Here is a 24,067-nt window from a genome sequence, read left to right as displayed (position 1 = left end):
AGCGCACGGCCTTGAGTCACCTCGCGGCCCATCGCAACCCTGCTCCGGCGGGACGCCGCGACCGCACGCGAGCGCCTGTCCCGGAACCGGGCACCGTGCGGCCGGCCCTTCGACCTGTTCGCCGAGGTCCTGGAGGTCCTGGCCGAGGGCGGCATGCACATCACCCTGGCGTGGCGCATGGCCGGTTCCCCCGTGCGGCTGAGTGCTTCGGGTGGCGCGGCCGGCCACGCACCTGATCACATCACCAATGGGTGGAGCCGACGCCGGCCGTGATGAGCAGCTCGTCGACGGCGGTGCGTACGGACTCGTCCTCGGTGAAGGCGCGCCAGCCGCCGAAGTAGTGAAGGCGGCGGTCACGGTTCGGCAGGTCGCGCAGGAGATGAGCCGCGGGCCGGGCCGCCTCGCCGATCCGGGCCAGATGGCGCACCGCGGGGAGCATGACCGGTAGGTAGGTGTCCTCGGCCAGATCCTGCACGGCCTCCAGAAGGACCGGGACGGTGCTTCCCGTGCCGCCGGTCGCGGCCCACAGGGCGTGCGCGGCCTCGATCCTGGTCCAGGTGTCGGCGGCCCCGGTCATGGTGCGTAGCAGGGCCGTCACGCCGGCGGCGTGGCGGCCGAGGGCGGCCAGCTTGGACAGGGCCGGGTGGGGGGAGCCGCTCTCGGCGGCGGCGGTCCCCAGCACCTTCAGGGCCGGTTCCGGGTCCCCTCCGACCTGCCAGTACGCCCAGGCGGCAAGCTCCGCGTCGGAACCTGAGCCTGCGGCGGTCGATCGGGCCAGCAGCAGTTCACGCCCCGCGCCGCCCGCCGGCCCGATCCCGGCAAGGGCCGTCGCCGCCGCGGTCCAGTTCTTGTCGTCGCCCAGCAGGTCGAGCAGGTGCGGCACTGCCGGTTGCGCGACAGGTCCCCAGGCGGCCAGCACGTCGCAGAGACGCTGGAGCACGTGGATGTCCGTGGCGGTGCCGAGCCGGTCGCAGATTGCCGGCAGCAGCAGATCGGCGTGGTCCGGCAGGTGAACGAGTACCTCGTCGAGGGTGGGGAGGACGGGGATGTGGAAGGCGTCGCGGGCGCTGCCGAAGAAGGCGGAGGTCGATGCGAAACCGGATCGGGAGCCGGCCGTGATGTCGGCCAGGCCCGGTAGGCAGCGCGGATCATTCATCCGGGCCAGCGCCCACAGCGCCGCCTCGGCGACCGTCTCCGCCCCACGTGTCGTCCGGGCCGCGGTGTCGCCGAGGAGCCCGGCGACCGCGTCGGCATGGGCAGCGGCCGAGGGGCCGAGGCAGGCCAGCAGTTCGGCCGCCCGGTAGCGCACCTCGGTGACCGGATCGTCCAGCCGGGCCACGAGGGCCGGCATCAGCGCATCGGTCGGCGAGCGCCACTGCGACAGCAGCCCGCCCGCCTGAGCCAGAGCACCGATCCGCTGCCCTTCGTCGGGATGGTCGGCCAGCAGGCCTTGCGTGAAGGCGACAGAGGCGGTGGAGGCGCCTGCGAACAGCGCCGCCGTCCAGACCTGGACACCCTGCGCCCCGCTCTCCAGCGAGCTGGTGTGCTGCCACAACTCCACGCTCGGATCGCGAACAGCGTCCAGCAGGAGGTCCAGCCGCCCCGCCGCGAGACCCGGATCACCTGCCGCGAGCGTGTGCACCGCCGCCAGACGAAGCTGAGACTCCGGAGAGCCGAGCAGTGAGCGGAGGAGGGAGACGACCTCGTCGGACCGGTCACCGGCCGGCTCCCGCCGGAGTGCCTGGCCGAGTGCGAGGACCAGGTCGAGCCGGGTTACCGGGTCCCTCTCCGCCCGCCAGCACCGCAGGAGTTCGGGCAGCAGGAGCGCACCGGGGCTGGTACAGGCACCGGCCGCGTCGGCCGCGGCGCGCCGGATCTCCGGCTCGGGGTCGGCCAGCAGGGCAAGGACTTCGGGCAGCACCCGCTCCCACGCCGGTGCCCAGCCGGGATCCATGAACCTTTCGGTGACCTGTCCGCCCTCCGCCGCCAACATGCCCACCAGCTCCAGCACCGTGCGACGGCTCGGCGCATGCGGGTCGGCAGCCAGGTGAAGCAGGAAGGGCAGCGCGGCCGAGGCGGCGGAGCAGATCCAGCCGCCCTGATGGAAGAGCAGGTTGAGCAGCTCTCCCGCTGCTTCCTCGGCGTTCGTCGGATCCGGGCCCGCGCACCGGTGCAGTAGGCCGGGCACGTCCTCGGCGGACCCGTAGTTGTGCTCCAGCCCCGCCCAGTCGACCGCTCCCAGCCTTTCCCACATGTGCGGGACCCTAGCGTCGGACCCGGCTGTGACCGAGCGGCTCAGTCGGCCCTTCAGCGCCCGAGTCGGCCCGGCTGAGCGTCGCGGTCGGCCCGCCGGACGGGGTGGGCGCTGCTGACCGGGGCATTTCGAGGCAGGGCCGGGTGGTGGACGTTCTTTGAACCTCAGTTGAGGCGTGCCGGGATGACGACGTCCCGTGGCCATGGGCGTTGGAGCGACACCCGGAAGCGGACGACCGTGGCCTCGTCGTCCGTTGCGATGTCGGGGCAGCGCTGCGGAAACCGGGCCAGGAGGTCCGCCGGCCCCCTTCGGCGGACGGTGATGGGTTTTGGGACCCCTCCGCCCCGCGCGGGCCGCGTACGCGCACCCCGGGGGAGATCCGTCACCGTGCGCCGCGCAGTTGAAGAAGGTACGCCGCGGTCAGCGCCACGGCACGGTCCCCGTCATGCGACAGCTCCACGAGGGCACGTGACACCCTCGTCCCCGGGATGCCCGCCAGCGCCTGGGTCAGCCGCCCGCGTGCAGGCGCTCGAGTGGTGTCGTGGGCGAGGCGGTCGATGAGCCCGGTCGCGATCCGATCCGCCGCCGCGTCACCGCTCGCCAGCACGCTCAGCGCATCGGCTGCGTCGGTGTCGTTCCTTCCTTCCACGACCATGTCGATGAGCGTCGGGACCGCGTCGGCCACCCCACGGGTCCCGAGCGCCAGAGCCGCGTACCCGCGGACCACGGCGTCGGGGTTCACGAGAGCGTCCCGCAGCTGCGCGACAGCCTCATCACCGGGCATCTCGGCGAGGGACCGGACGGCGCGTTCCCGTACCGCGGCCACCGGTGAGCCGAGGCCCTCCGCCAGCAGCGCCGGGCCGCCCTCACCCGATCGCGCCAGTGCCCATCGAAGGGCTCCGGCGACGTTCGGCTCCGTCTCGCTCAGTACCGCCTCGACCAGGGCCTCCACCGGCACCGGGACCTCGTCGACCGAGGAAAGGGCCGCGCGCTGGCGCGCGTCGGCGCTCTTCGAGCCCAGTGCCTGGAGGAGCGCAACGACCTGGAGGACGTCCTCCCAGCCGGCGGGATCCGCGGCATCGATCCGGCGCAGCCGCGTGAGGATCTCGGTCTCCGCCGTGATGCGTTCGCGCGTTTGACGGATGAGGTCGCCGACGAGCGCAGAGGGCGTGAAGCCGGGATCTTCGAGCGCGCGCCCGATCTCACGTAGCGACAGCCCCAGCGACCGCAGGCTCTCGATGTGGAAGATCCGCCGGATGTCCTCCCCGGAGTACTCCCGGTAGCCGGAGCCCGTACGACCCGAAGGCCGCACCAGACCGAGCGACTCGTAGTGCCTGAGCATGCGGGCACTGACCCCGGACCGTCGCGCCACCTCACCGATCAACACTCCCTATCGTCCCTCCTCGCCGGACCCGCCGAGGGCCACGATGCGCTTGGCCTCCTCGATCGCGAACTCGAATCCGGCGTCCGGGTCGCGCAGCAGCCGCTGTGTGGTGAGCGCGTGCGCGCACACGCGCGGGTCGGGGGCCGTCGTCGCGGCGTGCAGAGCCGGCGCGGTCGCTTCCCCCAGTGCGACCAGCGCCCGGCTGAGACTCAGCTGCGTCTCCCGCTCACCGCGCCCGAGCTGCGTCGCCAACGCCGTGGCCAACGCGGACTCCTCGCTTTCCGGCACGAGCACGACCGCGGCCCGCCAGGCGCTTCGCGCCACCTCGTCGTCGGCGTCGGTCAGCAGCGCCCGGGTGATCGCCGGCCACGCCTGCCGGTCCCCGATCTTGGACAACGTGTGCAGCGCCTGGCTCCGTGCCTGCGCACACTCCGAGCGGACTTCGCGGAGCAGCCCGGGAAGCGTCATGGACGCCGGGTGGCGGGTGAGCGCCCAGGTCAGCATGTCGCGGACGAAGAACTCGGGCTCGATCGCGCATCGCTCGACGAGCTTGTCGACGAAGCGAGGGTCGGGCGTCGTCCCGACCGCCATGGCGGCCCGCAGCCGCACGGACGAACGGTCGTCCTCCAGCCCCCGGATCACTCGTGCCGCATCCACGTCCTGTCCCGTGGCCGTCATCTGAGTCCTTTCGTGAAACTCCCGCCTTCAGGAGGGGGAGGAAACGAAACCCCTGCGGAGCAGGGCATTGGGCGGGGTTCCGCCGTCAAGGCGGAAAGCCGCGCTCTGACCGGCGGATTTGATACTCACAGACAGTCCCGCTAGTTTGTGAGCGTGACCACGGCGTGCGTGAAGCGGGCGTTCAAGTACCGCTTCCATCCGACCGATGCGCAGGCGGCCGAACTGTCGCGCACGTTCGGATGCGTGCGGAAGGTCTACAACCTGGCGCTGGCGGCCCGCACCGAGGCGTGGGCGCGGCAGGAGCGGGTCAACTACAACCAGACGTCGGCGTTGCTGACGGCCTGGAAGAAGACCGAGGAACTCGCCTACCTGAACGAGGTCTCCTCGGTCCCGCTCCAGCAGTGCCTGCGCCACCTGCAGGTGGCGTTCACCGGCTTCTTCGGCAAGCGGGCGAAGTATCCGCGCTTCAAGTCGAAGAAGAAGTCCCGGAAGTCCGCCGAGTACACCACCAGCGGGTTCCGCTACCGAAACGGGCGGCTGACGCTGGCGAAGATGACGGAACCGCTGGACATCGTGTGGTCCCGGCCGCTGCCGGAGGGAGCGCAGCCGTCCACGGTGACCGTCTCGCAGGACGCGGCCGGGCGCTGGTTCGTGTCCCTGTTGTGCGAGGACTCCACCGTCCGGCCGCTTCCCGCCACCGATACGGCGGTCGGTGTCGACGTGGGCCTGGACCACCTGCTGACCCTCTCGACCGGGGAGAAGATCACCAATCCCCGGCATGAGCGCCGCGACCGCGCCCGTCTGGCCAGGGCCCAGCGGGAGCTGTCGCGGAAGGCGAAGGGCTCGGCGAACCGTGAGAAGGCCCGGCGCAAGGTCGCCCGCATCCATGCCCGCATCGCTGACCGCAGGCGTGACGTGCTGCACAAGCTGACCACTCGACTCGTGCGTGAGAACCAAACGCTCGTGATCGAGGACCTGGCCGTGCGCAACATGGTCAAAAACCGGAACCTGGCCCGCGCCATCAGTGATGCCGCGTGGTCGCAGTTCCGGAGCATGCTGGAGTACAAGGCCGCCTGGTACGGGCGGGACGTCGTGGCCGTGGACCGCTTCTTTCCCTCCTCCAGGCTGTGTTCCCACTGCGGCGCCCTGCAGGACAGGCTGCCGCTGCAGGTCCGCACCTGGACCTGTGACTGCGGCGCGACCCATGACCGGGACGTGAACGCGGCGCAGAACCTTCTGGCCGTCGGACTGACGGTGTCGGCCTGTGGAGCCGGTGTAAGACCTCAACGGAGAACTCCGGGCGGGCAGTCGGCAGTGAAGCAGGAAACCCCACGGCGCGAGCCGTAGGAATCCCCCTCCTTCAGGAGGGGGAGGAAGTCAACGAGACCACCTCCTCGGCAAGCAGTGAAGGCCTTGTCACCGTGTCAAGGTCAAACAGGGCCCGCTGCGCGGTCACCAGCGTGTTCACGACGCACCATGCTCGAAGAGCACGCCCGGGACGCGGCGGGGAACAGGACGATCATGATGCCGGGCAGGGCCGGCCGCAGGGGCAAAGGTCCGGCCGGAACGCCGGATCTCACCGGCTGTGACCGAGCACTTCGGCCGGCGAGTTGAGCGCTGCGGCCGGTGAGCGGGTTGATCCCGCACCCTGCGCGCGAGCACTCGTCGCCCGGATCGACCGGGACGCCGCAGCCCGACCCGCTCAGGGCATGGCGCAGGAGTACATCGGGCTCATGTGCCGGGGTGTGCTGAGGTTCCGCGTCAAGACGGGGCGAGGACGCAGAACTCGTGGCCCTCCGGGTCCGCCAGGCACGTCCACGGGACGTCGCCCTGGCCGAGGTCGAGGTCGGTGGCGCCGAGGGCCCGCAGCCGGGCCACCTCGGCCGCCTTGTCGTCACCGGGGTACGGCAGCAGGTCGAGATGGACGTGGTCCGGCACGGTCTTCACGTCGGGCGTGCGGAGGAACTCGAGATACGGGCCGACACCCTCGGCGGAGCGCAACACCGCATAATCGTCGGTCACCTCCCGCAGGGTCCAGTCCAACGCCTCGTCCCAGAACCGGGCCATGGCCCGGGGATCCGCGCAGTCGACCACCACCGCGGCGATCGGCCCGGTGTCCCGGTAGGTCTCCCGAGGTTCCAGCACACAGAACTCGTTGCCCTCCGGGTCGGCGAGGACCGTCCACGGCACGTCGCCCTGGCCCACGTGGGCGGGCGTCGCACCGAGAGCCTTCAGACGTGCGACCAGCTCCGCCTGATGGGCCGCAGAGATGGTGGCGAGATCGAGGTGCACCCGGTTCTTCGCCGTCGTCCCGGGTTCCGGGACGGGAACGACGTCGACGCCGACGGCGACCGGGTCCGGCCAGACGAGGCCGCCGGTGGGTCCGACGTAGGTGGTCACGCCGGGGCTGTAGGCACTCCAGCCGAGCGCCTCCGCCCAGAACCGGCCGACCGCCGAGGCATCGAGAGCCTTCATGTTCACCTGAACAGGTCGCAGTGCCATGCCGGCGATCCTATGCAACCGCCCCGCAACTGCATCCGCACCATGGCCCAACAGAGATCACCTCGCTCGTCAGCCGCAACGCTCAGCTCACCGAACTGGAGCACTCGGCCCCGCCGGGTGAACTGCTCACTCGCCGGATGCGGGGCCGAGCCGCACAGCCCCGGTGTGACCGAGGATTTCAGTTGGCAGATCATGGTCCGAGCTGTGCAGGTCAGGAGCGCCGGGAGAATTCTTGTTGGCGGATCTTGAGAGGGCTGGTTGGCGAATCATGGTGGTGGACGCTCACTGTGCGTGAATGTCGTGGTGAGGCGGTCCGACGTCAGCAGGAGTGGCTGGAAGGGCTGAGGCCAGCGTGTTTGCTGCCGGCGGCCTGGCTCCGGGGGCCTCGATGAACGTCGAGCGGGACGCGTTCACCGCGATGTGAGCGGTTTGCCGGCTCATCGCCGATCAGTAAACGTAGACGTACTGATTGAGGACGTTGATCGAAGGCGGCGGATGGCTCTTGGTGGTGCCGTTCGGGTGCACCCAACGTGACAGATGTGTCGCGGGCGTGGAACCCACTTGGCTGTACCTAGTGCCGTAGCAGGCAACGTTTGCCCTGTTGTGATTTGACGCGCCGTCCGGGTGCTGTGCCGGGCGCCGCGTGGCCGTCACCCTGTCCAGGTGGCAAAACGAGTACGTGTACGCGAGATCGACGATGACGAAGGCCGACGGCTGCTTCGGATCATCCGCCGGGGAACCGGATCGGTGGTGACCTGGCGGCGTGCCCAGATGGTGCTGCTGTCCGCACAGGGCATGGCCGTGGCCAAGATTGCCGAAGTGACGTTCACCAGCGCGGACCGGGCCCGGGACGTGATCCACAACTTCAACGCCGACGGCTTCGACTCGCTCTACCCGAAGTACAAGGGCGGCCGGCCCAAGGTCTTCACGCTGCCCGAGCGCCGCGAGATCAAGAAGATCGCGAAGTCCAAGCCGACCGAGCACGACCTGCCTTTTTCCACTTGGAGCCTGACCAAACTGGCGGACTTCCTGGTCGCCGAGGGGGTGGTCGACGACATCAGCCACGAGGGCCTGCGCATCCTGCTCCGCGAGGAAGGCGTCTCCTTTCAACGCCTGAAGACCTGGAAGACCTCCCGCGACCCCGACTACGCGGCCAAGAAGGCCCGCGTGGAACACCTCTACGCGATCGCCGACGGCGAAGTCATACCCGAAGCCGGCGAGCCCGAAATCATCTTCTGCATGGACGAGTTCGGCCCTCTCAACCCGATGCCCCACCCCGGTCGGCAGTGGGCCGAACGCGGCGGCAAGCACAAGGACCTCGAGCGGGAGCCCCGTCGCCGGCGCCGGGCGACCTACAACCGTTACGGCGGAGTGCGGCACCTGTTCGCCGCCCTGGACCTGACCCGGGACCGGCTCTACGGCCACATCAAGCCGGTCAAGAAGCGCACCCAGTTCCTGGAGTTCTGCCGCTACCTGCGCAGCCTCTACCCGCCCGAGGTCCGCATCGCGATCGTCTGTGACAACTTCTCCCCGCACCTGACCACGAAGAGATGCCAGAGGGTCGGGACCTGGGCGGCGGCGAACAACGTCGAGATTGCCTACACGCCGACGAACTCCTCCTGGCTGAACCGGATCGAGGCCCAGTTCACGGCCCTGCGCTACTTCACCCTCGATGGAACCGACCACGCCGACCACAAGGAACAGGGCAGCATGATCCGCCGCTACATCATCTGGCGAAACCGCCACGCCGACGACCGGCGCCTACGCGCAGTCGTCGACAGGGCCAACGTTGCTTGATCCGGCCGTGGTACTGAACGAGATCCAGACGTCAGGTGCCAGGTCCGGCCGGTTCGGCACCGGTCTGCGCTCCTCGGTCCAGGCGTCGCCGGCGATCTCTGTGGCGACGCGACGCCAGAACTTCACCGCGCCCGGGTTGGCATCCTGGAACGCGATCTCCCACGGCCCCGGATGCCGGGCCACGATGCCCTGAGCAGCGTGCATCCCGGTCCCCGTCCGTCGTGCCCCGCGCACCACGAAGAAGCTGTTCATCACGCGCGTCGGACCAGTCAGACCGCGGATGAACGCAAACCCGATGGGCCGGTCACCGCTCGTCAGGAGATACGGTGCCCGGTCGGGTTCGGAGAAGGCCATGTGAAGCCATTCGTCTCGGAAGGATCCGTCGGGGTTGGGCAGGTCACCCTCCAACTCCGACATGTCATGTCGGAACATCAGCCACAGGCGTTCGGCTGTGGGCTTGTCGGCAAGGTCTGCGAGGCGCAGGGAGATGTCTGACACGAGACTCCGTGGTGAGGGTGGTCGACTTCAGCCCGAGACAATCTGTTTCCGGGCATGAAAAAGCCTCCCCGGCGGATACGAACTCCGAACCGGGAAGGTTAGTTGCTCAAGGAAAATCTAACAGGCAAGTGCGCGGGCCTGTACTTGTATCGCTGCACGACGAAGGTGGCCGCCCCATGCCGCCCGGCCAAGCATCCGGGCGGCGCGTCACACCACAACAGGGCGAACGTTGCCTGATGCGGCACTAGGTAACGATCACTCCGCTGATCTGGGGTTTTTGCGCTGGCTGGCATTGAAGCGCGCTTTCTTCTGACGATTCCCACACGTGTTCATGTCACACCATTTGCGAGTGCGGCTTCGGCTGGTGTCGAAGAAGGCGGCTTGGCAGGTTGGTGATGCGCACAAGGCCAATTTTCCGTCTCGTTCGCCTGCGATGATGCTGATCGCGTCGGCGGCGATCACGCTGAGGGCATCTTCCACGCAGGAAGCCGAGTTGAGCCGCCATCGCCGCTTGCCTTCGAGCGTCAGGATCGCCGCGGCCCGCCCCTGAGCGCTGCAGTCATTGATGACTTGGACGGCAGATGCGGGGAGGGCGTCCTGGATCGCGGCCGCTGTCGCGACGGCGTGAATCGACTCCCTCAGTTCCCGGGCGAGGTCGAGCTGGGCAGTGGTGCAGGAGTCCACGGCGAGGCCGTTGACTGCCAGCCAGTCGACGAGTCGGTGCCGCGTGGGAATGCGCTCCACAGCGTCGCCATGACGCTCCGACAGAGTCCCCGTGAAGCTGGTTGCCAGCACCTTACCGAGGCGGAAGTCAGGGAACGCAGCACGCATGGAACCACCTTAGCCGGTTGCGGCATGGCTTGGAGAGCTGCTAGAACCGCCTTAGCCGGTTCTTGGTAGGTCGTAGCCGGTTCCGCGACGGCCAGGAGGTCTCATGCCCCGTCCGACCAGCGACGTGCAAGCATTTGAAGCCCACGCAACTGACGCTGACCTCGACGAACTGCGCGCGCGACTGGCCGCGGCGCGGCTACCGGAGGTCGAGACGGTCTATCGTGCCGGGCCCGGCACTCGTCGATGGGAACAGGGCGTCCCTCTCGCCGACCTCGTCGATGTCGTGAACTACTGGCGCACCGGGTACAACTGGCGGTCGTTCGAAGAGCGCCTTAACCGGATCGGCCAATTCCGCACGACCATTGATGATCTGGGAATCCACTTCCTGCACCGCCGATCCGCACGTGCGGATGCCACTCCTCTGATCTTGACGCACGGCTGGCCAGGCAGCATTGCTGAGTTCATCGATGTAGTGGACGAGCTAGCAGATCCGAAGGATGCAGACGCGCCGGCGTTCCACGTCGTGGTCCCGTCGCTGCCAGGCTTTGGTTACAGCGACAAGCCGGCCACCACCGGGTGGGGAACCGAAAAGATAGCGGCCGCATGGGTGGAACTGATGGGAAGGCTCGGCTACAGCAAGTTCGCAGCCCACGGCGGCGACTGGGGAGGAAATATCACCACGGTTCTCGGCGGCAGGTTCCCGGCGCACGTTCTCGGCATCCACACATTGTTCGCGGAGGCGCCGCCCGGGTTGACAACGGACGGGCTGACAGCGGTCGAGCGCAAGTGGACCGAGGAAACCCGCGATTTCTGGCGCCACCGCGCGGCGTACGCGAAGCAGCAGGCGACCCGACCGCAGACCATCGGCTACTCGCTCGTCGACTCACCGGTCGGGCTTCTTGCCTGGATCCTTGACAAGTTCGCTGAGTGGTCAGATACCGAAGACAGCCCGTTCGAGAAGATTTCCAGAGACAGGATTCTTGACGACGTCACCCTGTATTGGCTGACGCGGACCGGCGCGTCGGCGGCCCGCATTTACTGCGAAAGCCACAACTCGCTGGACCCGGAACTTCGGGTCGATGTCCCGTCAGCAATCAGTATGTATCCCCGCGACATCGAGAAGTGTCCGCGCCCCTGGGCGCAGGAGCGGTACCGACAAATCGTCCGATGGAGGTCGCCCGAAATCGGGGGACATTTCCCGTCGCTGGAGGTTCCCGAGTATTTCGTCAAAGATCTGCAAGAGGGCCTCGCGGCAGTGCTGTTCGCTGATCGGTGAACGCGGCTCGGCGACCCGGCACTCGATCACCGCCCGATCCGGCTCAAGGCGTTGCCCGACGGCTTCCAGGCCGAACTCATCGAGACGGCAGAACGTGGGAGGACGTAGGTCTCCTCGAGGAGCAACGTCTGCGGTGAGGCGAGCAGGGCGCGCACGCGCGTCCAGAAGTCCTCGTCGGCCGGCTCCGTCACTTCCGCCTCGTCGAACTCAGCCGCGTAGGGCGAGGCCGTCAGCGGTTCTGGGAAGAGGCCGAGTTCCCGCGTACGGGCCACGGCCTCCGCGCAGGGCCGGTCGCTGCCCACGTACACGTACTGGTCCCACCCGACGTGCACGGTGAACACATCCCCCACCTCCAGCCGGCACCAGGCGCCCTGGTCGCGGAGCATGGCCCGGACCAGTTCCAGGGCGACGGGAAGGGAGACCTCGGCCCCGTCGTGGTAGCCGGTGAGGTCGGGCGGGAAGAGCCCGCCGAGGCCGTGCCCCTCGATCGGCGGTTCCACGCCGAAGTGGACGAAGCCGGTGACCGCAGGTTCGCGGATCTCCAGCCGGTCGATGTCCGAGGCCTCCGCGAAGGCGGCGATCGCCGCCAGGTACGCCGCTTCTACAGGTCCGTGGTCGCTGACCGTGTCCTCGGCGCCGGTGTAGTGGCCGTGCTCGTCGCGGTCGGCGGGGTCGTATTTGGTGATCCGGTGGACGAAGGACGGCGGCACGCTGCTCCTTGGGCGGGCGGAAGGGGCGCCAGCGTAGTTTCCGGTCCCGATTCCGTGGTCGGGAGGCGGCCGGTCCCCCATCGCAGGGTTCGAGGCCCGGGGCCGATCCCCGGTCGGCTCGACAGGCCACCGACTCAGCACGTTCACGAAGGCGGGTGAAGGGGATCGAGGGAGACCATGCAGGTCAGCCCGTCCAGGCGCTGCCCTGCGGCCGAGTGGGATGCACACCCGCGACGAGCCCGGTGCCCGTCGGACAGCTCCAGTGCACGGTCACACCATCGCCTTGCATGCCAACCGTCGTGCTCAGGGGCCGACAGGAGTGCTCAAGGGCCGACCATCGCGCTCAGTCACCACACCGGCGCGCGTCGGCAGTCCGACCCCCATTGCATAAACCTGCAGATGTACGTATAGTCATGCCATCGAGGAGGAGGTTTCCGTGAGCGTACGAGTGGCTGTGGCCGGGGCCAGTGGATATGCGGGCGGCGAGCTCTTGAGGCTGCTGCTCGCGCACCCCGGGGTGGAGATCGGCGCGCTGACCGGGAACTCCAACGCCGGGCAGCGGCTCGGGAGCCTGCAGCCGCATCTGGTGCCGCTCGCCGATCGGGTGCTCGAGCCGACCACGGCCGAGGTGCTCGCCGGGCAGGGCCGACGGCATGACGTGGTCTTCCTCGCGCTGCCGCACGGCCAGTCCGCCGCCGTCGCCGAGCAGCTCGGCCCGGAGGTGCTCGTCGTCGACATGGGCGCCGACCACCGGCTCGCCGACGCCGCCGACTGGGAGCGGTACTACGGCTCCCCGCACGCCGGTACCTGGCCCTACGGCCTGCCCGAACTGCCGGGCGGCCGCGCCGCGCTGGAGGGGTCCAAGCGCATCGCGGTGCCCGGTTGCTACCCGACCGCCGTCTCGCTCGCCCTGGTCCCGGCGTACACGGCGGGCCTCGCCGAGGCCGAGGCGGTGATCGTCGCCGCCTCCGGCACCTCCGGCGCGGGCAAGGCGGCCAAGCCGCACCTGCTGGGCAGCGAGGTCATGGGGTCGATGTCGCCGTACGGCGTCGGCGGCGTCCACCGGCACACCCCCGAGATGATCCAGAACCTCAGCGCGGCGGCGGGGGAGCGGGTCTCCGTCTCCTTCACGCCGACGCTCGCGCCGATGCCCCGCGGCATCCTCGCCACCTGCACCGCGAAGGCCCGGCCCGGTGTCACCGCCGAGTCCGTCCGGACCGCCTACGAGAAGGCGTTCGCCGACGAACCCTTCGTCCGCCTCCTCCCCGAGGGCCAGTGGCCCGCGACGGCGTCCGTCCACGGTTCCAACGCCGTTCAGATCCAGGTCGCGTACGACGAGGCCGCGGGGCGGATCATCGCGATCAGCGCCATCGACAACCTCACCAAGGGCACCGCGGGCGGCGCTCTGCAGAGCATGAACATCGCCCTCGGGCTCGACGAGTCCACCGGACTGACGACGATCGGAGTCGCGCCGTGAGTGTGACGGCAGCAAAGGGATTCACGGCGGCGGGCATCGCCGCCGGGATCAAGGAGAACGGCAACCCGGACCTGGCCCTCGTGGTCAACAACGGACCGCGCCACGCCGCCGCGGGCGTCTTCACCTCCAACCGTGTCAAAGCCGCACCCGTGCTCTGGTCCGAGCAGGTGCTGAAGAGCGGGCAGGTCGCCGCTGTCGTCCTCAACTCCGGTGGGGCCAACGCCTGTACGGGACCGAAGGGTTTCCAGGACACCCACGCCACCGCGGAGAAGGCCGCCGAGGTGCTCGGGGCCGGCGCGGGCGAGATCGCCGTCTGCTCCACCGGTCTCATCGGTGTCACGCTTCCCATGGACAAGCTGCTCCCGGGAGTCGAGACGGCCGCGGGCCGGCTGTCCGAGCACGGCGGTGAGAAGGCCGCCATCGCCATCAAGACCACGGACAGTGTGCACAAGACGTCCGTCGTGACGAAGGACGGCTGGACCGTCGGCGGCATGGCCAAGGGCGCCGGCATGCTCGCCCCCGGCCTCGCCACCATGCTGGTCGTCCTCACCACCGACGCCGACGTCGAAGCCGGGGCACTGGACCGGGCCCTGCGCGCCGCGACCCGCGTCACCTTCGACCGCGTCGACTCCGACGGCTGCATGTCCACCAACGACACCGTGCTGCTGCTCGCCTCCGGCGCGGCCGGTGTCACCCCCGCGTACGAGGAGTTCGCCGAGGCCGTACGCGCCGTCTGCGACGACCTCGGACAGCAGCTCATCCGCGACGCCGAGGGCGCCAGCAAGGACATCAAGGTCGAGGTGGTGGGCGCCGCGACCGAGGACGACGCCGTCGAGGTGGGCCGCTCCATCGCCCGCAACAACCTCCTCAAGTGCGCCATCCACGGCGAGGACCCCAACTGGGGCCGGGTGCTGTCCGCGATCGGCACGACGAAGGCCGCCTTCGAGCCCGACGCACTCGACGTCGCCATCAACGGCGTCTGGGTGTGCAAGAACGGCGGTGTCGGCGAGGACCGCGACAAGGTCGACATGCGCTACCGCGAGGTCCACATCGTCGCCGACCTGGGTGCCGGTGACGCGACCGCCACCATCTGGACCAACGACCTCACCGCCGACTACGTCCACGAGAACAGCGCGTACTCCTCATGAGCACCACCCGCAAGCACACCGCCCTGCCCAAGGCGCAGATCCTCATCGAGGCGCTGCCCTGGCTGACCCGGCACCACGGGAAGACCGTCGTCATCAAGTTCGGCGGCAACGCCATGGTGAACGAGGAACTGAAGAACGCCTTCGCCCAGGACGTGGTCTTCCTGCGGCACGCCGGTCTCAAGCCGGTCGTCGTGCACGGCGGCGGCCCGCAGATCAGCGCCGCGCTCGACCGGCACGGCATCGTCAGCGAGTTCAAGGCCGGCCTCAGGGTGACCACCGAGGACGCCATGGACGTCGTACGGATGGTGCTGGCCGGACAGGTGCAGCGCGAACTGGTCGGGCTGCTCAACCGGCACGGACCCTTCGCCGTCGGCCTCACCGGCGAGGACGCGCACACCATCACCGCGACCCGGCACCGGCCCGAGATCGACGGGGAACCGGTCGACATCGGCCGGGTCGGCGAGATCACCGAGATCGACACCGGCGCCATCGAGGCGCTGCTCGCCGACGGCCGCATCCCGGTCGTCTCGTCGATCGCCCGTTCCCAGGACGACCACCATGTCTACAACGTCAATGCTGATACGGCGGCTGCGGCACTCGCTGCTGCTCTGGACGCCGAGACCCTCATGGTCCTCACCGACGTCGAGGGGCTCTACGAGGACTGGCCGAACTCCGACGAGGTGATCAGCCGCCTCACCGCGACCCAGCTCGAGAAGCTGCTGCCGGAGCTGTCCTCGGGCATGGTGCCGAAGATGGAGGGCTGCCTGCACGCCGTGCGCAACGGCGTGACCACCGCCCGCGTCATCGACGGCCGGGTCCAGCACTCGATCCTGCTGGAGATCTTCACCGACGAGGGCATCGGCACCATGGTCGTGCCCGACGGGACCCCGGACGAGACCCCCGAGGCAGCCGTCGCCGCCGGGGCACCGCACGCACAGGACGAGACACCGCACGCACAGGGGGAGTCGTGAGCAACGAGGAGCTGAGCGCGCGGTGGCAGGGCGCGCTCATGAACAACTACGGCACGCCGAAGCTGTCCCTGGTCAGCGGCGCGGGTACCACCGTCCGCGACGCCGACGGCAAGGAGTACACCGACTTCGTCGGCGGGATCGCCGTCAACGCGCTCGGCCACGCCCACCCGGCCGTCGTCGAGGCCGTCAGCCGGCAGATCGCCTCCCTGGGCCATGTCTCCAACCTGTTCGTCGCCGAGCCGCCCGTCGAGCTCGCCGAACGGCTCCTGCGGCTCTTCGGCCGTGACGGCCGGGTGTACTTCTGCAACTCGGGCGCCGAGGCCAACGAGGCCGCGTTCAAGATCGGACGGCTGACCGGCCGGGCCCACATGGTCGCCACCGACGGCGGCTTCCACGGCCGCACCATGGGCGCCCTCGCGCTGACCGGCCAGCCGGGCAAGCGGGAGCCGTTCGCACCGCTGCCCGGGGACGTCACCCATGTGCCCTACGGCGACGCGCAGGCCCTGGCCGCCGCGGTCACCGCGGACACGGCGCTGGTCGTCATCGAGCCGATCCAGGGCGAGAACGGGGTCGTGGTGCCCCCGCCCGGCTATCTGAAGGCCGCCCGCGCCATCACGGCCGCCACGGGCGCGCTGCTCGTCCTGGACGAGGTGCAGACCGGCATCGGCCGCACCGGCAACTGGTTCGAGTACCAGGCCCACGAAGGAGTCCTGCCCGACGTCGTCACCCTCGCCAAGGGGCTCGGCGGCGGACTGCCGATCGGCGCGACCGTCGCCTTCGGCCGCGCCGCGGACCTGCTGCGCCCCGGCCATCACGGCACGACCTTCGGGGGCAACCCGGTCGCCTGCGCCGCCGGACTCGCCGTCCTCGACACCATCGAGAGCGAAGGACTGCTCGAGAACGTCAAGCGGCAGGGCGAGCGGCTCCGCGCCGGGATCGAGAACCTCGGCAACCCACTGATCAGCCACGTCCGGGGCGCCGGCCTCCTCCTGGGTATCGTGCTCACCGAACCGCTCGCGCCCCAGGCGCAACAGGCGGCTCAGGACGCCGGTTTCCTGGTGAACGCGCCCGCCCCCGATGTCGTACGGCTCATGCCGCCGCTGATCCTCGGGGACGACGCGGTGGACGCCTTCCTCGGGGCGCTGCCCGGCATCCTGGACGCCGTCCGCCGGGCGGCGGACGGAGAAGGACCAGCCGGACAGTGAGCCGGACCACGAACCGGGGCGAGAACCGCGCCACAAGCCGAAGAACGCCCCCGAGGACAACCGGAGAATGAGACGCCGATGAGCCACGATCAGGACCACGGACAGCCTGCCGGGCCTGCCGTACCGCAGACCCGCACCGCGCGTCACCGCCGGATCGTGGACATCCTCAACCGGCAACCGGTGCGTTCGCAGAGCCAGTTGGCGAAGCTGCTCGCCGACCACGGGCTGACCGTCACCCAGGCGACGCTCTCCCGGGACCTGGACGAGCTGAACGCGGTGAAGATCCGCCACACCGACGGCGACCTCATCTACGCGGTGCCCAGCGAGGGCGGCTTCCGCACCCCGCGCGCACCACTGGGCGAGTCCGCCAAGGAGGAGCGGATGCGGCGGCTCTCCCAGGAACTGCTGATCTCCGCGGAGGCGTCCGCCAACCTCGTCGTCCTGCGCACCCCGCCCGGCGCCGCCCAGTTCCTGGCTTCGGCGATCGACCAGGCCGAACTGCACGACATCCTGGGGACCATCGCCGGCGACGACACCCTCATGCTGATCAGCCGCGACCCGGCGGGCGGGCAGGCGCTGGCCGAGCACATGCTGCGGCTGGCGCAGAACGGGAACTGAAAGCCGCGCGGCTGCCCGCGGCCCCGTACGGACGGCCTCGGCGTCCCCCGGCACCGGCCGGGATTCATCCCAGCCGGGACGCCAGGCCCCCCGTGCAGCGCACCTCGTCGCCCGCGGTGATCAGCAGCGCCTCCACGTCGGGCAGCGTCTCCAGCCACGCGAGCCCCTCCCGGGACCCCATCGCGAAGGCGGCCGTGGCCCAGCAGTCGGCCCAGGTCAGCCGGGGCGCCACCACCGTCACCGCGACCAGGTCGGTCACGGCGGAGCGGCCGGTGCGCGGGTCGACGATGTGATCGCCGCGCTCGGCGGTGCCCGAGGTGGCGACGGCCAGCTCGTCGGCCCCGGCGGCGGAGACGACGGCCGCCAGGCCGCCCGGACGGAGCGGGTCCGACACCCCCACCCGCCACGGCCGCCCGGCGCCCGGCGTCCCCAGCAGCTGCACGTCGCCGCCGCCGTTGAGACTCACCCCGACCGCCCCGGCCTCCGCGAGCCGTCGCGCGGCCCGCTCGGTGGCCCAGCCCTTGACGATGCCGGTCGGGTCGAGCCGGCCCCGGTAGCGGGTGCTGAACCAGCCGTCGCTCACCCGTTCCGCCTCCGCGGCCAGCTCCAGCACCTCGGCGACCTCGGGGTCGCACTCCGCGACCGTCAGCTCGCCGCGTGCCAGCCGCGAGATCTGCGAGTCGTCCCGGTACGTGCTGAACACCTCGTCGACGCGGCGCAGCCCGGCGGCCGCATCCTCCAACGCCGCCTGCACGGCAGCGGGTTGCCCGCCGCGGACGTCGAAGGAGAAGACGGTCCCCATCGTCTCCTCCGTACGACGCACCGCGGCGGGAGCCTGTGCGGACTCGGCCACCGTCTCAGCCACCGGCCTGGTCCAGCGCGGACTGCAGCGACTTCTTGTACCCGGCGCTGGTGTACGTGGCGCCCGACACGGCGTCGACGTCCGCGCCGCCGGTCTTCACGACGGCCTGGTTGAGCCTCGGGACGGACTGGTTGGTGACCCGGTCGCTCTGGCCGCCCTTGGGGGCCTGGACGGCCTCGGCCTTGGTGATCTTCCCGCCCTCGACGGTGATCCGGACCTGCACGGCTCCGTACTCCGTCTGCACCGCGTCACCGGTGACGGTGCCGTCATCGAGGGCGGCCCGGGCGTTCCCTCCGCCTCCGTCCTGCCCGCTTCCGGCGGACGCGTCCGCGGCGGAGTCGCCACCGCTCTCGGCGGCTTCGGCCGCTCCGGCGGCCTTCGCCTTGTCCAGTGCGGACTGCAGGGACTTCTTGTATCCGGTGCTGGTGTACGTCGCGCCGGAGACCGCGTCGATTTCGGCGCCCTGCGCCGTGACCGCGGCCTGGTTGAGCTTCGGCACGGCGTTGGCGTTGATCTGGTCGCTCTGGCCGCCCTTGGGGGACTGGACGGCCTCGGCCTTGGTGATCTTTCCGCCGCTCACGGTCAGGCGCACCTGCACCGCGCCGTACTGGGTGTCGGCCGCGTCACCGGTGACCGTGCCGTCGCCGAGGGCCTGCGCGCCGCCCGCACCGCCCTGATCGTTCCCGCTCCCGGCCGCTCCGGCGGCCTTCGCCTTGTCCAGTGCGGACTGCAGGGACTTCTTGTATCCGGTGCTGGTGTACGTCGCGCCGGAGACCGCGTCGATTTCGGCGCCCTGCGCCGTGACCGCGGCCTGGTTGAGCTTCGGCACGGCGTTGGCGTTGATCTGGTCGCTCTGGCCGCCCTTGGGGGACTGGACGGCCTCGGCCTTGGTGATCTTTCCGCCGCTCACGGTCAGGCGCACCTGCACCGCGCCGTACTGGGTGTCGGCCGCGTCACCGGTGACGGTGCCGTTCGCGATGGCCTGGGCGCCGCCCTGCGGGGACTGCGCCGCGGGCGGGACCGCGCTGCCGGCCGCGTCGGCCGAGCCCTGGTCGGAACCGGGCTTCAGCGTCAGCAGCAGCACGATCCCGGAGACGGTGGCGGCGGTGGCCAGCACAGCACGCCGGACGGGATGACTCTTCCTCATCGCTTCTCAAGCTCCTGATGGGTGTGGATGACCCGTCGCTCACATCTCGAACGACTCGTGGTGGATACGGCGGGCGGGGACCCCGGCGCCGCGCAGTGCGTCGTAGACCGACTGGGCGAACCCGGGCGGGCCGCACATGAAGACGTCGTGGTCGTCGATGTCGGGAATCTTGCGGCGCAGGCTGTCCGCGGAGATGTCGGGGCGTTCCCCGTCGGGGCTGTTCACCGCGTACATCAGGCGGGCGCCGCGCTCGTCGGCGATCTTGGCCAGCTCGTTCCACAGGGCCAGGTCGTGGGTGGTGTTGGCCCGGTAGAGCAGGGTGATGTCGCCGGAGGCGCCCGGCAGCGTCTCGAACAGGGCCCGCATCGGCGTGATGCCCACGCCGCCCGCGACCAGCAGCACCTTGCCGCGGCTGCGGCGCTGGGCGGTCAGCGCCCCGTAGGGGCCCTCCGCCCACACCCGCGTGCCGGGCTCCAGCTCGCGCAGCCGGGAGGTGTGGTCGCCGATCGCCTTCACGGTGATCCGCAGCATGTCGGGGCGGGGCGCCGCCGACAGCGAGTACGGGTGGGAGCTGAACCGCATTCCCGGCGCCAGGAACCGCCAGCGGAAGAACTGCCCCGCCTCGGCGCCGATCCGGTGCAGCTTGCGCCCGCCGATCAGTACCGACACGATGCCCGGCGTCTCCTCGATGACCGCCTCCACCCGCATCCGGTGACGCAGGTTCAGCCGGATCGGGGTGAGCACCCGGTACCAGAGGACCAGCGCGGTGACGACGCCGTAGAGCCCGTACCAGAAGGTCTTCGCGGACGGTTCCACGGCGAACTCGTTGCCGGTGGTGATCTGGTGCCAGAACGTCAGGTACAGCGCGGCGTACGTCAGCAGGTGCACGTGGTACCAGCTGTCGTACGGCAGCCGCCGGCGGACCGGGCCGATCGAGAGGAAGGCGATCACGAACAGCAGACCCGTGCCGATGGCGGCCTTGCCCATGTCCGGCAGCTGCTCGACCGAGGTGATCGTCTGCTGGACGATGTCGCCGAGGGTCTTGCCCGCCTGGAGGGCGTAGCCCCACATGATGAGGAAGACGTGGGCGATGACCAGGCTGACGGTGTAGCGCCCGCTCATCGCGTGCCAGCGGGCGACCCGGTCCGAGCCCACCCGGCGTTCCAGTGCGGGCACCCGGGCCATCTGCAGCACCACGAGGGCCATCAGATAGCCGGCCAGGAGGCCGGTGATGCGGCCCGCGGCGATGATCCGGCCGGTGGTGTCCGAGATGGACGGTGTGTTGTCCCACCACAACCACAGCACGGCCACCGCGCCCGCCCCCACGGCGAGCAGCAGGGGCACGGCGGGTGAGCGGCGTGGACGGATGCGGCGCATCGTCTGACGGCGGGCGGCACGTCCGCCTGCGAGCGTGGTGGTCACGGTTCCTCCGTGGGACTTGGCCCTTGGCCCACACATACGTGCCGTGACACGGGAGCGTTCAGCGATATCCGGAGGCGGGACGGACTTTCGCGGCAGGCTTGGAACATGTCCTGGGCCGCGGCCTCCGGGGACGCCGGATGCCGCGGGACCGGGGACGGGACGGGAGCCGGGGACGGGGCAGGGGCAGCCCGGGGAGGCCGTCGAGGCTCGTCGCGATGTGTTCCTTCCTGGTGAAGTACGCGTCCAGCGAGGCGTCGTCCTCGCGCGCGAACCGCTTCCCGTGCAGGTCGCGGTCCGCCTCGTACGGCATGAAGGGGACGGCGTAGCCGCAGGTGTCGCGGATGAGGCCGGCGGTCACCACGACGACCGCGCGCAGGCCGTGGACCGTCGGGTCGATGCCGGGGAAGCGGGCGAGCAGCTCCGGAAAGCGCGGGTCGTCCCGGAGGACGGGCTCACCGCGGCCGTGCACGCGCACGATGGTGGGCGGCTCCTGGAAGGCGCACCACATCAGGGTGATGCGGCCGTCCTCCCGGAGACGGGCGATGGTCTCGGCGGTGGAACCGGCGAAGTCGAGTTAGGCCACGGTGAGTTCGTCCAGGACCGCGAAGGACCCCGTGAGGCCCTTGGGTGAGAGGGTGACCGTGCCGTCGGCGGACAGGGGCGCGGTGGCGGTGAAGAAGACCGGCTGTGCCTCTATGAACGTGCGCAGGCGGGCGTCTACGCGCTCATAGGTCTTTCCCATGGTCACCGAGCATGAAGGCAGTTCGTTCGCCTGTCTGAGCACATGGGCGGTCGACGCGGGTCCCGGACGGCGCCGGGGATCGCCCGTGGCCGCCCCGGCCGGCGTGTCGCGGGGCGGCCAAGGCGCCTGTCACGTCACTTCGTGAGCGTGCAGGCGGCCAGGGAGTCGAGTCCGGCGGGGCGTTCGGCGGTGCGGCCGATGGCGGTGGCGATGCGGTTGATGGCGGCCACGCGCTTGTCCTCGAGGGGGCCGAGGATGGCGTTCTGGACGAAGTTGGGGCCGCCCTGGCCGACGGTGTCGACGAGTCGCCGGTTGGCCTCGTCGATCTGGGTGTCGAGCTGGCCGAGGTTGCGGTCGACCTCGGCCCGGGAGGAGGCGGGGATCGCGGGAAGCTCCGGCGCGACGTCGGGGCAGCTGATCGTGCCCACGCCGGCGTTCCCGGCGTCGCCCGCGCCGTCCCCGCCCTCCTGGCCCGCGTCGCCCTGGCCCGCCCCCTGACCGGTGTCCTCGGCGGGCGGGGCGGTGGCTTCTCCGCCGTCGCCGCTGCCGCCGGTCTCCCCGCCCGCGTCCGCCGCGCCTTCCGCGTCGAGCGTGCAGGCGGCCAGGGAGTCGAGTCCGGCGGGGCGTTCGGCGGTGCGGCCGATGGCGGTGGCGATGCGGTTGATGGCGGCCACGCGCTTGTCCTCGAGGGGGCCGAGGATGGCGTTCTGGACGAAGTTGGGGCCGCCCTGGCCGACGGTGTCGACGAGTCGCCGGTTGGCCTCGTCGATCTGGGTGTCGAGCTGGCCGAGGTTGCGGTCGACCTCGGCCTGGGCGGAGGCGGGGATGGCGGGAAGCTCCGGCGCCACGTCGGGGCAGCTGATTGTGCCGGGCCCCGCGAGCGTCCGGACGTTCGCGTCGTTGCCGTCGGACGACTCGCCGGCGAGAGCGGATCCGGCGATCACCGCACCGGACAGCGCCACCGCGGCGGCGCCGCCGATGAAACCGACGCGACGCTTGCTGTACTTCGGAAGGGCCCTGGACATGCGAATGCCTCACTCGGGTCGGGGGTGGTTCGGGGTTGCGTGGGGGAGGGCCCGTGGGGGAGGGCCCGGATGTGCCGACGCGGCGCCTGCGTCCGGCGGGAGGTACGGGAAAGCGATTACCCGCGTTCAATCACACGCCGAATCAATCCCGGGCTCTGCGCACTCCGTACGGAGGAATCCGTACACTCCATGCGAAATCGACCCCTCCGATCGGAGTTAGGCCTTCCGGATGGAGTCGGATTGACGAATCATGCATCCTCCTGCATACTCATGCATGTCAGCGAATGCACTGTAAGGAGAATCCCGTGACCGAGCGCGTCGTACTCGCCTATTCGGGCGGTCTGGACACCTCCGTCGCCATCGGCTGGATCGCCGAGGAGACGGGCGCCGAGGTCATCGCCGTTGCGGTCGACGTCGGCCAGGGCGGCGAGGACCTGGACGTCATCCGCAAGCGCGCGCTCGCCTGCGGTGCCGTCGAGGCCGAGGTCGCGGACGCCAAGGACGAATTCGCCGACGAGTACTGCCTCCCGGCGATCAAGGCCAACGCCCTCTACATGGACCGCTACCCGCTGGTCTCCGCGCTGTCCCGGCCGACGATCGTCAAGCACCTCGTCGCCGCCGCGCAGAAGCACGGCGCCACCACCGTCGCCCACGGCTGCACCGGCAAGGGCAACGACCAGGTCCGCTTCGAGGCCGGCATCGTCGCCCTCGCCCCCGACCTGAGGTGCATCGCCCCGGTCCGTGACTACGCCATGACCCGCGACAAGGCCATCGCCTTCTGCGAGGCCAAGGGTCTGCCGATCGCGACCACGAAGAAGTCGCCGTACTCCATCGACCAGAACGTGTTCGGCCGCGCCGTCGAGACCGGATTCCTCGAGGACATCTGGAACGCGCCGATCGAGGACGTCTACGAGTACACGCAGAACCCCGCCGTGGCGCGCGAGGCCGACGAGGTCGTCATCACCTTCAAGGAGGGCGTGCCGGTCGCCATCGACGGCAAGCCCGTCACCGTCCTCCAGGCCATCCAGCAGCTCAACGAGCGCGCGGGCGCCCAGGGCGTCGGCCGGATCGACATGGTCGAGGACCGCCTCGTCGGCATCAAGTCCCGCGAGGTGTACGAGGCGCCCGGCGCCATCGCGCTGATCACGGCCCACCAGGAGCTGGAGAATGTCACCGTCGAGCGCGAACTCGCCCGCTACAAGCGGCAGGTCGAGCAGCGCTGGGGCGAACTGGTCTACGACGGCCAGTGGTTCTCCCCGCTCAAGCGCGCGCTGGACGGCTTCATCACCGAGGCCAACCAGCACGTCAACGGAGACGTCCGGATGACCCTGCACGGCGGGCGGGCCGTCGTCACCGGCCGGCGCTCCGAGTCGTCCCTGTACGACTTCAACCTCGCCACCTACGACACCGGCGACACGTTCGACCAGGCCGCGGCCAAGGGCTTCATCGACATCTACAGCCTGTCGTCGAAGATCGCCGCCAAGCGCGACCTCGCCTGACCCTCCGACCGGCGGATCGCC

General features: G+C 70.2%; 20 protein-coding genes and 1 pseudogene. 9 read left to right on the top strand and 12 right to left on the bottom strand.

What is annotated here, in order from left to right:
• Positions 1 to 241: 241 nt before the first annotated feature.
• The 3 genes from OHB56_RS08900 to OHB56_RS08890 form a co-directional block, all read right to left on the bottom strand.
• On the bottom strand, positions 242 to 2,254 hold the full coding sequence (locus tag OHB56_RS08900; protein ID WP_406352550.1) for a hypothetical protein: 2,013 nt from the start codon (positions 2,252 to 2,254) through the stop codon (positions 242 to 244).
• 382 nt (positions 2,255 to 2,636) lie between these two features.
• Positions 2,637 to 3,641 carry a MerR family transcriptional regulator gene (locus OHB56_RS08895; protein ID WP_406352549.1) on the bottom strand — a complete coding sequence of 335 codons (1,005 nt, stop codon included), beginning with the start codon at positions 3,639 to 3,641 and terminating at the stop codon, positions 2,637 to 2,639.
• Between the two features lie 3 nt (positions 3,642 to 3,644).
• Positions 3,645 to 4,316 (bottom strand): HEAT repeat domain-containing protein, encoded by a 672-nt coding sequence (locus OHB56_RS08890; RefSeq protein WP_406352547.1) that lies wholly within the window; start codon positions 4,314 to 4,316, stop codon positions 3,645 to 3,647.
• Positions 4,317 to 4,463: 147 nt separating this feature from the next.
• On the opposite strand from OHB56_RS08890, the gene OHB56_RS08885 reads away from it, so the two are divergent.
• The gene (locus OHB56_RS08885; protein WP_406352545.1) at positions 4,464 to 5,663 is read left to right on the top strand and encodes an RNA-guided endonuclease InsQ/TnpB family protein; all 1,200 of its coding nucleotides are present in this window, start codon (positions 4,464 to 4,466) and stop codon (positions 5,661 to 5,663) included.
• A gap of 414 nt (positions 5,664 to 6,077) precedes the next feature.
• Here the strand turns inward: OHB56_RS08885 and OHB56_RS08880 are convergent, their stop codons facing one another.
• On the bottom strand, positions 6,078 to 6,818 hold the full coding sequence (locus OHB56_RS08880) for a VOC family protein (protein ID WP_406352543.1): 741 nt from the start codon (positions 6,816 to 6,818) through the stop codon (positions 6,078 to 6,080).
• Positions 6,819 to 7,481: 663 nt separating this feature from the next.
• Here OHB56_RS08880 and OHB56_RS08875 point away from each other — a divergent pair.
• On the top strand, positions 7,482 to 8,615 hold the full coding sequence (locus tag OHB56_RS08875) for an IS630 family transposase (protein ID WP_406352542.1): 1,134 nt from the start codon (positions 7,482 to 7,484) through the stop codon (positions 8,613 to 8,615).
• On the opposite strand, the gene OHB56_RS08870 is transcribed toward OHB56_RS08875, so the two are convergent.
• Both OHB56_RS08870 and OHB56_RS08865 read right to left on the bottom strand, forming a co-directional pair.
• On the bottom strand, positions 8,580 to 9,113 hold the full coding sequence (locus OHB56_RS08870; RefSeq protein ID WP_406352540.1) for a GNAT family N-acetyltransferase: 534 nt from the start codon (positions 9,111 to 9,113) through the stop codon (positions 8,580 to 8,582). The genes OHB56_RS08875 and OHB56_RS08870 overlap by 36 nt on opposite strands.
• 255 nt (positions 9,114 to 9,368) lie before the next feature.
• Positions 9,369 to 9,944, bottom strand: a complete 576-nt coding sequence (locus tag OHB56_RS08865; protein WP_406352538.1) for a CGNR zinc finger domain-containing protein — start codon at positions 9,942 to 9,944, stop codon at positions 9,369 to 9,371.
• A 103-nt stretch (positions 9,945 to 10,047) separates the two neighbouring features.
• Between OHB56_RS08865 and OHB56_RS08860 the strand changes: the two genes are divergently transcribed.
• Entirely contained in the window at positions 10,048 to 11,220 is a 1,173-nt protein-coding gene (locus tag OHB56_RS08860; RefSeq protein ID WP_406352536.1) for an epoxide hydrolase, read from the top strand.
• A 26-nt stretch (positions 11,221 to 11,246) separates the two neighbouring features.
• On the opposite strand, the gene OHB56_RS08855 is transcribed toward OHB56_RS08860, so the two are convergent.
• Positions 11,247 to 11,930, bottom strand: a complete 684-nt coding sequence (locus OHB56_RS08855; protein ID WP_406352534.1) for a hypothetical protein — start codon at positions 11,928 to 11,930, stop codon at positions 11,247 to 11,249.
• A 436-nt stretch (positions 11,931 to 12,366) separates the two neighbouring features.
• Between OHB56_RS08855 and argC the strand changes: the two genes are divergently transcribed.
• The 5 genes from argC to OHB56_RS08830 all read left to right on the top strand — a co-directional run bounded on the left by argC (position 12,367) and on the right by OHB56_RS08830 (position 17,349).
• Complete coding sequence (argC, locus tag OHB56_RS08850) at positions 12,367 to 13,407, top strand: N-acetyl-gamma-glutamyl-phosphate reductase (RefSeq protein ID WP_326751762.1); 1,041 nt, start codon at positions 12,367 to 12,369, stop codon at positions 13,405 to 13,407.
• Positions 13,404 to 14,555 carry a bifunctional glutamate N-acetyltransferase/amino-acid acetyltransferase ArgJ gene (gene argJ, locus OHB56_RS08845; RefSeq protein WP_326751761.1) on the top strand — a complete coding sequence of 384 codons (1,152 nt, stop codon included), beginning with the start codon at positions 13,404 to 13,406 and terminating at the stop codon, positions 14,553 to 14,555. The genes argC and argJ overlap by 4 nt, the downstream gene beginning before the upstream one ends.
• Positions 14,552 to 15,526: an acetylglutamate kinase gene (gene argB, locus OHB56_RS08840; protein ID WP_055591942.1), complete on the top strand. Its 975-nt coding sequence runs from the start codon at positions 14,552 to 14,554 to the stop codon at positions 15,524 to 15,526. Before argJ ends, argB begins: the two co-directional genes overlap by 4 nt.
• The gene (locus OHB56_RS08835) at positions 15,523 to 16,731 is read left to right on the top strand and encodes an acetylornithine transaminase (protein WP_406352531.1); all 1,209 of its coding nucleotides are present in this window, start codon (positions 15,523 to 15,525) and stop codon (positions 16,729 to 16,731) included. Before argB ends, OHB56_RS08835 begins: the two co-directional genes overlap by 4 nt.
• Positions 16,732 to 16,809: 78 nt before the next feature.
• A complete protein-coding gene (locus OHB56_RS08830) occupies positions 16,810 to 17,349 on the top strand; it encodes an arginine repressor (protein WP_055591944.1) in 540 nt (179 codons plus the stop codon).
• Between the two features lie 64 nt (positions 17,350 to 17,413).
• Here the strand turns inward: OHB56_RS08830 and OHB56_RS08825 are convergent, their stop codons facing one another.
• The 5 genes and pseudogenes from OHB56_RS08825 to OHB56_RS08805 form a co-directional block, all read right to left on the bottom strand.
• Positions 17,414 to 18,151 (bottom strand): FAD:protein FMN transferase, encoded by a 738-nt coding sequence (locus OHB56_RS08825; RefSeq protein ID WP_055591945.1) that lies wholly within the window; start codon positions 18,149 to 18,151, stop codon positions 17,414 to 17,416.
• Between the two features lie 55 nt (positions 18,152 to 18,206).
• Complete coding sequence (locus OHB56_RS08820) at positions 18,207 to 19,358, bottom strand: FMN-binding protein (RefSeq protein ID WP_406352529.1); 1,152 nt, start codon at positions 19,356 to 19,358, stop codon at positions 18,207 to 18,209.
• Between the two features lie 39 nt (positions 19,359 to 19,397).
• Positions 19,398 to 20,780: a ferredoxin reductase family protein gene (locus OHB56_RS08815; RefSeq protein ID WP_326751758.1), complete on the bottom strand. Its 1,383-nt coding sequence runs from the start codon at positions 20,778 to 20,780 to the stop codon at positions 19,398 to 19,400.
• A gap of 169 nt (positions 20,781 to 20,949) precedes the next feature.
• Positions 20,950 to 21,522 (bottom strand): annotated as a pseudogene (locus OHB56_RS08810) (pyridoxamine 5'-phosphate oxidase family protein); the annotation flags it as partial.
• 134 nt (positions 21,523 to 21,656) lie between these two features.
• The gene (locus tag OHB56_RS08805; protein WP_406352527.1) at positions 21,657 to 22,547 is read right to left on the bottom strand and encodes a hypothetical protein; all 891 of its coding nucleotides are present in this window, start codon (positions 22,545 to 22,547) and stop codon (positions 21,657 to 21,659) included.
• A gap of 305 nt (positions 22,548 to 22,852) precedes the next feature.
• Here OHB56_RS08805 and OHB56_RS08800 point away from each other — a divergent pair, with 305 nt between their 5' ends.
• Entirely contained in the window at positions 22,853 to 24,046 is a 1,194-nt protein-coding gene (locus tag OHB56_RS08800; protein ID WP_055625922.1) for an argininosuccinate synthase, read from the top strand.
• The last annotated feature ends 21 nt before the right edge of the window (positions 24,047 to 24,067 follow it).

Source organism: Streptomyces sp. NBC_01635 (genome assembly GCF_045209715.1).
Classification (GTDB): domain Bacteria; phylum Actinomycetota; class Actinomycetes; order Streptomycetales; family Streptomycetaceae; genus Streptomyces; species Streptomyces hirsutus.
The sequence above is the reverse complement of the archived record's forward strand: the minus strand, read 5'-3'. Positions and strand labels throughout refer to the sequence as shown.